The organism is Microcoleus sp., from assembly GCF_049646505.1.
Lineage (GTDB): Bacteria > Cyanobacteriota > Cyanobacteriia > Cyanobacteriales > Microcoleaceae > Microcoleus.
Genome location: NZ_JBARVX010000270.1, coordinates 1 through 7,748, shown reverse-complemented (window position 1 = coordinate 7,748; position 7,748 = coordinate 1). Strand labels below are relative to the sequence as shown.

Genomic DNA, 7,748 nt, shown 5'->3' with positions numbered 1-7,748 from the left:
AAGCTGTACGATGAAGTGAAAGAAGGCAAAGTCGATGCCGGTTGGTTGGAGAAGGTCGAAGAGATTGACAACATCTTCCCCGAAATTAACTATCGCGTTTATCGATCGCTTTAATATCAAGTCTGGTAGCACCAGACTTGTATTATTTCAAGTTTTGTAAGGGCTCTTCGCGCCTGAATATTTGATAATTATCGACAAATTCTATCAACCCGCCCAACCCTTACCAGTCCGCTCTTACTTCCAGCCAATTCCCAACAAATTAAAACCCGCCAGCGCGGGTTTTTTTATGGACAAAAAGATAGCACGTTTTTATGTCCGCGCCCAAGCTTGCTACTCAACATTTCACCGCAACTCTCAGTCAGAGAACGGGAGTAGGGGAGAACGGGAGCGAGGCAGAAGGGGAGTGTGAAAAAATTTTCCTTCTTCTCTCGAACCTCGAACCTCAGCATCCGTTGCATCCTTGACATCCCGTACATGGGGGCCTACGCCGAACTTCACGCTTGACTTTTGCTAAACCGGCTCTAGTTCATCTTCAAAAAACCAAGTCGCAAAACCGTCAAACTTCACAATCACGCCTACTCCACTGCCGTCAACCATTCTGAATCCGTCAACAGTGCCGACGGGATTCTGCTTGATCTTGCCCACGATATTTGCAGGTATCCGATCTCTGAGACGGCGCACCTTAACTCTCTGACCTACTTCTATTGCCACTGAAATTGTTCTCCTGCTCTATATAAGCTCTATACAAGCGTCCATTTTACAGTTTGGCGGACTCGATCGAACAGCAACAGCAGCAGACCGATCGCTCCAGACGATTTTTCGATCGAAATTTCCACCAACTTTTCCGAAAAGACGGTATTCTAGTCGGAGTTGCTCGATCGCGAGCGCCGACTTGCTACGCTTCCACAGCAGCAAGCTTCACTCGCCAGACCCAGCCGCACCGCTACCGATAATTATTTTTTATTGCTTAGCAAAAAGAATCTTTTTATTAACTGCCACAATTACAGTATTTCTCCCCAATTATTCATCCTTCCGGCAGAATGCAAAAAGCATTCATCAGCAGTAATAAGTTATATATTGGCTATATATAAATACTCGTTCTATAACCTTGACATTCGCGCAATATCCTGCTGGAAAAGACTTAGAGTCTGGTATGCTAAATTTGCTGTATGTCAGAATTTAGTAAACCTGCAGGTTGTAACAGTTTACTAAAATTTGATAACAAACAGAAGATTTAATGCTAAAGTTTAATGCTGAGAAAGCTTATTTTTTTTGCTGTTTGAGATCGAAAAAAAAGTGGAACGATTGCCGGATTAAGGAAGTCTAATAAAGGAAATGAAGTTGAGGAACTTCAACATGACAAAATTGAAATTATGAAGAAAATTTTTACGTGCTGGCGATCGAGCAAAATTGGGATCGGAAGTTTGTCCTTGGCTGTGCTGGCCTGTCTGCCGGCATGGAGCCCGGCGATCGCCAATCCGCCCTCTCCATCCCCCAAACAGCAGTCAAACCTTACTAAAATTGTCTCAGCTCCTCGACCGCCAGCAAAGCCGATCGACTCAAAATATCGAAAAAATCCGGCAGAATCGGCGGCGAATCCATCCCCAGCAGCAACCACAAACGCTCAGGGAACATCGGCCCGACGATCGCTCCAAATTACAGAAATTCGCGGTAAAGTCAGCTTTAAAGGGCGGCAGGCAGCCGCGGGCGATCGGCTCGAAGCTCTCGGAGACGAAATCATCACCGGCGCAGATTCCACAGCCAGGATCGCGATCGACAACAACATCGGCATCGTGGAAGTTGCCGAAAACACCGCAGTCAAAATATCCAATTTGTCTGGTAGTGCAGAGGGCGAAAAAGAGACAGCCATTTTTGTCAGCAGGGGGCGAGTCAGGTTGTCGATCGGCAAAACTGCTGCTGCAACTCCCGCAGCCAACACATCAACAACGATCCCGCCGAACCAAATTGCCGCCCTCAATACCTTCAGCGGACTCGGAAATTCGATTCAAATTGCCCAACAAAAAAAATCTGCCAGAACCGCCCCTGTCAGGGTAGAAACCCCCGAAGGCGTGGCAGGAGTCCGCGGCACTTCCTTCGGTGTCAGCGTCATCGACGGCAAAACCTCAGTCGAAACTATTGAAGGTGCCGTCGCAGTATCCGGGAGCACCGACTCAGAAGTCATTGTCAACGGCGGCAGCGCGACGACAGTTTTCTCTCAATCTCCTCCCGCGCCCATCTCGGCGAGCCCTCGCCTAGCGGAACTCAAAGTCCGCAGTTTGTTCAGACTCAGCGGCAATATCTATCGCCTCAGCGGTCAAATTAACCCGATCGACATAATTTATGTCAACAACGAAGCGATTAAGATCGATCGAGAGGGCAAATTCAAGATCCAAGGGGTTTTACCTCCCAGCCGCCGCCTCAACATCGTAGTCCGATCCCCCTCCGTCAGAGAACGGCATTACAGCCTTGCAGTTCCTTAAACAACCTATCTAGCTGTAAGGATAGCCCAGCAGCTAATGACAGATCAAAGATTGGATCGCGCGCGCGATCCTTTTTTGTTATAGTAATCGGCGACGATTGGCTGGATTATTTCGTTTGCGGGCGGAGAATTTCGCGGTGAATCTGTGCAGTCAAAATAAAGAAACTTTGCGCGATCGCTTTTTCCTTGCGGTATTGTAAAACAATATGACGGTAAATCTTCTCGAACCTCGGACTCAAATGTCAATTATTGTGTCAAATTAATTGCATGAAGTTCAAAAAATTGATTGAGCATCTCAAACATCAACCGATCGCCCTCCGGCAATATATAATCACAAATCCTCCCTGGATGACAGGCGCTGTAGCAGGCCTAATTTCTGTAACCATGCTGCACTTGGGAATCTGGAAACCCCTAGACTATTTGGGATACAAAATGCTATTTCAAATTCGACAATCGGGATTTTTGCCAAATCCGGGGTGGGATGCGAGAATTGCCGTAATTGCGATCGAACCCCAAAGCTTGCAGGAATACGGTAAATTTCCTTGGCCGCGCAATCGCTACGCCGAACTGCTGCAGGCGCTCAAAAAATCTCCCCCCACAGCAGTTGGCTTCGACATTCTTTTTCTCGATCCGAGTCCGAAAGATGATATTTTAGCGGAGGCAATCGCCGCCAACGGCAAAGTTGTACTTCCGAGAACCACCAAAGAAGAACCAGTAGCATCTTTAAAAGCAGCCGCCGCCGGTGTCGGACACATCGTGCACGAACCCAACAGCGACGGAATTAGCCGCGATTCAACAATGTTTCTGGGATCTATTCCTAATTTCGGTTTAGCAATGGCTCACAGGTATAATGCTGCTAACCCGCAAAACCCTGTATTGCTGCCGCAGCCAGAAAATATGCAAGACCAAAAAGTCTGGATTAACTGGCCGGGGAAAACAGACAATCTACCAACCTACGCTTTTGTTGATGTTGTAGAAGGTAGAATTCCTGAAAATGCTTTAGCAAACAAATTAGTCTTAGTCGGCTTCGTCGCTACGGGTGTTGACCAGATATCTACACCTCTCAACAAAACTACGGCTGGGGTTTATTTATATGCAGCGCTGCTTGACAATTTGCTCAATCAACGCTTGCTGCGGCGGCTGCCGGTACTGTTAGAATTTTTTTTATTGTTGGGAATTGGGCCGCTGACTGCTTTGGTTCTCGGAAAGCGAGGTGTTAAAGAGAGAATTGCGATCGCCCTCGGTTTACCTGTCGTTTGGATTGCCGCCGCTGCTGTATTATTTGGCTACTATTTTTGGTGGATTCCCATTGCCGCACCCATCGGCACCTTAATTTTATCGGGCACTGCTTTGCAACTGCGGGAACAATACGAAAAACAGCAGTTAATGAGGTTATTTGAAAAGCACGTCGCCCCCGAAACTGCTCAGCTTATTTGGAAGCGCAAAGCGGAGATATTTGAACAGGGAGAACTCGAACCTCAAGAACTTACAGCAACAGTGCTGTTTATGGATATTCGCAGTTTTACTTCGATTTCCGAAAAAATGCCCGCGCGGGATTTGCTCACCTGGCTGAACAATTATTTGGAAGCGATGACCGACTGTATTATGGATCACGGCGGCGTTGTCGATAAATACATCGGCGATGCAATTATGGCAGTTTTTGGCGTGCCTTTTTGCCACACAGAATATCCAGAAATTCAACAAGATGCTTTGAATGCAGTTGCAGCTTGCATCGCCATGCACGAAAAGCTGCACGAAATCAACCTGAAGCTGAGAATTGAACGCAAACCTTTAATTAAGTTTGGTATTGGTTTGCATACCGGACAGTTAGTTGCCGGTAGCGTGGGCGGTTCCCGGCGTTTGAATTATTCTGTGATCGGCGATGCTGTCAACGTAGCCGCTAGATTGGAGGCGATGAATAAGGAAATTGTTTCTGATAGTCCTTTTAATTTGTTGGTGACGGGGAGGACTTTTGCTTACGTGCGCGATCGCTACGAAGGCAAAAAAGTAGGATCGATTCAATTGCGGGGTAAAAAAGAAGAGACAGTGGTTTATGCTATTTTGGGCGAAAAGCAAGAGTTAGCAGTTAGTAGTTAGTAGTTAGTAGTTATTAGTTATTGGTTATTGGTTATTGGTTATTGGTTGTTAGTTATTAGTTGTTATATCAAATCCGGTAACATCGGAATGATTCAGATATATATTCTCGGACTCTGTGTACTCTGTGTTCTCTGCGGTTAAATCATTCCGATGCTACCGAAAACGATATTAGTTAGTAGTTATTAGTTATACCAATTTCATAAAGTTATGCTACTACTGAAAGTTTGACTCCCCCCCTTTACAAGGGGGGGTTGGGGGGTGTAATATCTAGCGCTATTTTATGAATTTGGTATTATTAGGAATGAAAAATTAGTAAAAATCACTCCTTGACAAGCTCTGGTAATATGAGGGAATAGTCGATGTTCAATGGGATTATATTTAGACATATAGCCTTTCTCAGAAAGATGAGGTACTGTGTGGCATAGGCCTCCGCGGCCAAACCGGGCATAAGGCATACCTCACTTTTTTTACAACCGCTATAATGAGCAGTTATGAGTTCAATTTCGATTTCATCTGCTAATACCAAATTTATAAAATAGCGCTACATATCTACCCCCCCAACCCTCCCTTGTAAAGGGGGGGAGTCAAACTTTCGCTAGTAGCATAACTTTATGAAATTGGTATAACTTTTGTAAATCTTGTTTAAAGATACAATGATTAGAATTATTGCTGCCGCCACCATCACACCTCGCTAAAATCGAATTGGCATTAGGGTAGGCGGTTTTTCCATAATTGTTCCACCAGTGTTTGATGGATTCACAAGCAAATTCACTGGTATTCTTACTGTCACCTAATGTTACATAACCTCGATTGTTTTTGGGAATCGCAAATTCTATGTATAATCACTTTTCCGCCACCTAAACTCCAAAAAATATGGCAAGAAAGTAATAATAAATTTGGTTGTATAAAGAGTGTCGGGACGAGACAAATCACCTAAAACTTTTTTTTGGCATCAAAACTAATAACGGGATTGCCTGCTTATTTATACTGTATGTCGAGCATAATATATCGATTCTCACAAAGGTGAGGTATGCTTTTAAGCCCGATGCTTTTAGGCCCTGCGCGGGCCGATGCTCTTCGGCCCTGCGCGGGCCGATGCCCGCGAGAGCACCTCATCTTTGTGAGAAAGGCTATATATCGATCGCTCTTATTCTTGATTTGCGATCGATTATTCAGCAAACCCTAGTTAGTTAACAGTTAACAGTCAACAGTCAACCAAACCATGAAAATCCGATCCGCAGTTGAAAGCGACTTGCCAGCAATTGTTCAAATATACAACGCAGCAATACCGGGCAGAATAGCCACAGCAGATTTAGAACCAGTCTCAGTAGAAAGCCGCCTCGCGTGGTACAGATCGCACCCTCCCAATTCCTGGCCGATTTGGGTAATGGAATCAGAACAAAATATTGTTGGCTGGCTGAGTTTTCAGCTTTTCTACGGACGCGCCGCCTATCAGCATACAGCAGAAGTTAGCCTCTACGTCGCGCCCGATCGCCAACGCTGCGGAATCGGACAAAAATTATTGCAATCGGCAATCGTGAGGAGTCCAGAATTGCAAATTAAAAGCCTGATCGGCATGATTTTTGCCCACAATCAGCCGAGTTTGAGATTGTTCGAGAAATTTGGTTTTCAGCAGTGGGGATATCTGCCGCAAGTCGCGGAAATTGACGGGGTTGAGAGAGATGTGATAATTCTCGGTTTGCGTTGTTTGTAGGGATTTCGGCGAGAGTCTTTCCGAAAGTGTCAACTTAAGATGAAAAATCTTTGTCAGTTGTGGCGGCATTTAATTTGTCTGTTAAAGGGCGATCGAACAATCATATCAATTCCGGTTGCACTCATACCGGAATTGTTGACTGTTGACTGTTGACTGTTGACTCGATTTTATTAGACCTCTTGCAACCGGAAACGATATCAGTGGGGCCCGCTCCACAAGACTTTAAATAAAAATTACCAGACAAATTAGATGCAGGCCAGCTTATCCGAAATCCGATCGCCCTCGCATCCCAAGCCGCTTTGATTAACTTGCGCCAAATAATTCAGCTTGGATGGTGGGTTGTGGGCCGCCGCTTTCCTGAGAAAGGGCGACACACCCAACGCCGGCGCGCCGGATTCGCCCCGGTATCCTTTCGATCGCCCCCAAACCACAACCCTGTGCGAGAATATACTTAGGCTCACCCAGAACCCGCCCGCACTTCGGTGACGAGAGTTTTAGCCCGATCGCCCCGCAATTGCCGATCGACACGGCAAACCCTCGAATCAGCAGTGTTGAACAGACATCTCCGATAATTGTTGTGGAGGGCATCTTGCTCCCTTACTGGCTTTTTCAGGAGAAGTATCATCACGTCTCCCGCCTCCAACCACCGGCTAAACTGTTGCGGCATTTAAATTGAATGTCAAAAAAAAAATCCCCTTCTTGTGGGGAGTAGGGGTTGGGCAGGAGAGCCCGCCCTGAACATACAATGTTTATTTGTCCGACAGCTTAGGCGTACAAATCAAATATTTAAACTGTATAATTGTAACAACAAATTACATATTTTTAATTTTTAATTCTCAAAATAACACTTTCCTAACAATCAAAAATATGCCTGAAATTCCTGTAGAAAGTTCCCCACTGTTTAACAACAGCATCAGCGAGCTAGAGCAGGCGGAATCAGCCCTCGAACTTGCTTGGAACGAACTCGAAAAACAAACAGTAGAAACTATAGCTGAACTCGCCAAATCCTGCCCAGTAAACGCACAGGCAATAGGCGATCGCTTTACTGAGACCAAGCAACTCTGCCAGGAGTTCAAAACCAAAATGAAACAAGCCCTCTCGCGGCTAGAATTTCATGTAGAAAACTCGCCAATGGCAGTTATAGAATGGGACAGCGAATGTCGGGCAGTGCGGTGGTCGGCAATGGCCGAACAAATATTTGGCTGGAGCGCAGCAGAAGTTATCGGCAAACACTGGCAGGAATGGTCAATTGTTTATCCAGAAGACGTCGATATAGTGTCTGCCGTCACGAATCAACTGTTTGAGAACAAAGAAGCCCGCAGCATTTGCCGCAACCGCAACTATACCAAAGATGGCTCGGTAATTTACTGCGAATGGTATAATTCTGCACTAATCGATGCAGAGGGAAAAGTAGTTTCAATTCTCTCTTTTGCCAGGGACATAACCGAACACCACCGC

The 7,748-nt window shown here is 45.7% G+C and carries 12 protein-coding genes; 7 read left to right on the top strand and 5 right to left on the bottom strand.

Features of this window, described 5'->3' with window-relative positions; translation table 11 throughout:
* Both WBA89_RS14640 and WBA89_RS14635 read left to right on the top strand, forming a co-directional pair.
* The coding region (locus WBA89_RS14640) for a 1,4-alpha-glucan branching protein domain-containing protein (protein ID WP_424407575.1) at nt 1-114 on the top strand (114 nt) is incomplete at its 5' end.
* Nucleotides 115-181: 67 nt separating this feature from the next.
* Nucleotides 182-409 (top strand): hypothetical protein, encoded by a 228-nt coding sequence (locus tag WBA89_RS14635; RefSeq protein ID WP_424407571.1) that lies wholly within the window; start codon nt 182-184, stop codon nt 407-409.
* A gap of 101 nt (nt 410-510) precedes the next feature.
* Here the strand turns inward: WBA89_RS14635 and petP are convergent, their stop codons facing one another.
* Nucleotides 511-711, bottom strand: coding sequence for a cytochrome b6f subunit PetP (gene petP, locus WBA89_RS14630; RefSeq protein ID WP_424407569.1), 201 nt, complete (start codon nt 709-711; stop codon nt 511-513).
* Between the two features lie 53 nt (nt 712-764).
* Here petP and WBA89_RS14625 point away from each other — a divergent pair, with 53 nt between their 5' ends.
* From WBA89_RS14625 to WBA89_RS14615, 3 genes are all read left to right on the top strand, one after another.
* Nucleotides 765-953, top strand: a complete 189-nt coding sequence (locus WBA89_RS14625) for a hypothetical protein (RefSeq protein ID WP_424407567.1) — start codon at nt 765-767, stop codon at nt 951-953.
* Nucleotides 954-1,373: 420 nt separating this feature from the next.
* Nucleotides 1,374-2,480, top strand: coding sequence for a FecR domain-containing protein (locus tag WBA89_RS14620; RefSeq protein WP_424407565.1), 1,107 nt, complete (start codon nt 1,374-1,376; stop codon nt 2,478-2,480).
* Between the two features lie 266 nt (nt 2,481-2,746).
* Nucleotides 2,747-4,576 carry a CHASE2 domain-containing protein gene (locus WBA89_RS14615; RefSeq protein ID WP_424407563.1) on the top strand — a complete coding sequence of 610 codons (1,830 nt, stop codon included), beginning with the start codon at nt 2,747-2,749 and terminating at the stop codon, nt 4,574-4,576.
* A 278-nt stretch (nt 4,577-4,854) separates the two neighbouring features.
* Here the strand turns inward: WBA89_RS14615 and WBA89_RS14610 are convergent, their stop codons facing one another.
* Nucleotides 4,855-4,962 carry an ISAzo13-like element transposase-related protein gene (locus WBA89_RS14610; protein WP_424407561.1) on the bottom strand — a complete coding sequence of 36 codons (108 nt, stop codon included), beginning with the start codon at nt 4,960-4,962 and terminating at the stop codon, nt 4,855-4,857.
* A gap of 198 nt (nt 4,963-5,160) precedes the next feature.
* A complete protein-coding gene (locus tag WBA89_RS14605) occupies nt 5,161-5,400 on the bottom strand; it encodes an ISAzo13-like element transposase-related protein (RefSeq protein WP_424407573.1) in 240 nt (79 codons plus the stop codon).
* A gap of 398 nt (nt 5,401-5,798) precedes the next feature.
* Between WBA89_RS14605 and WBA89_RS14600 the strand changes: the two genes are divergently transcribed.
* On the top strand, nt 5,799-6,290 hold the full coding sequence (locus WBA89_RS14600; RefSeq protein WP_424407559.1) for an N-acetyltransferase family protein: 492 nt from the start codon (nt 5,799-5,801) through the stop codon (nt 6,288-6,290).
* A 245-nt stretch (nt 6,291-6,535) separates the two neighbouring features.
* Here the strand turns inward: WBA89_RS14600 and WBA89_RS14595 are convergent, their stop codons facing one another.
* Both WBA89_RS14595 and WBA89_RS14590 read right to left on the bottom strand, forming a co-directional pair.
* On the bottom strand, nt 6,536-6,751 hold the full coding sequence (locus tag WBA89_RS14595) for a hypothetical protein (protein WP_424407557.1): 216 nt from the start codon (nt 6,749-6,751) through the stop codon (nt 6,536-6,538).
* On the bottom strand, nt 6,748-6,957 hold the full coding sequence (locus tag WBA89_RS14590; protein ID WP_424407555.1) for a hypothetical protein: 210 nt from the start codon (nt 6,955-6,957) through the stop codon (nt 6,748-6,750). Before WBA89_RS14590 ends, WBA89_RS14595 begins: the two co-directional genes overlap by 4 nt.
* A 200-nt stretch (nt 6,958-7,157) precedes the next feature.
* Between WBA89_RS14590 and WBA89_RS14585 the strand changes: the two genes are divergently transcribed.
* On the top strand, nt 7,158-7,748 hold a 591-nt coding region (locus tag WBA89_RS14585), incomplete at its 3' end, for a PAS domain-containing protein (protein WP_424407553.1).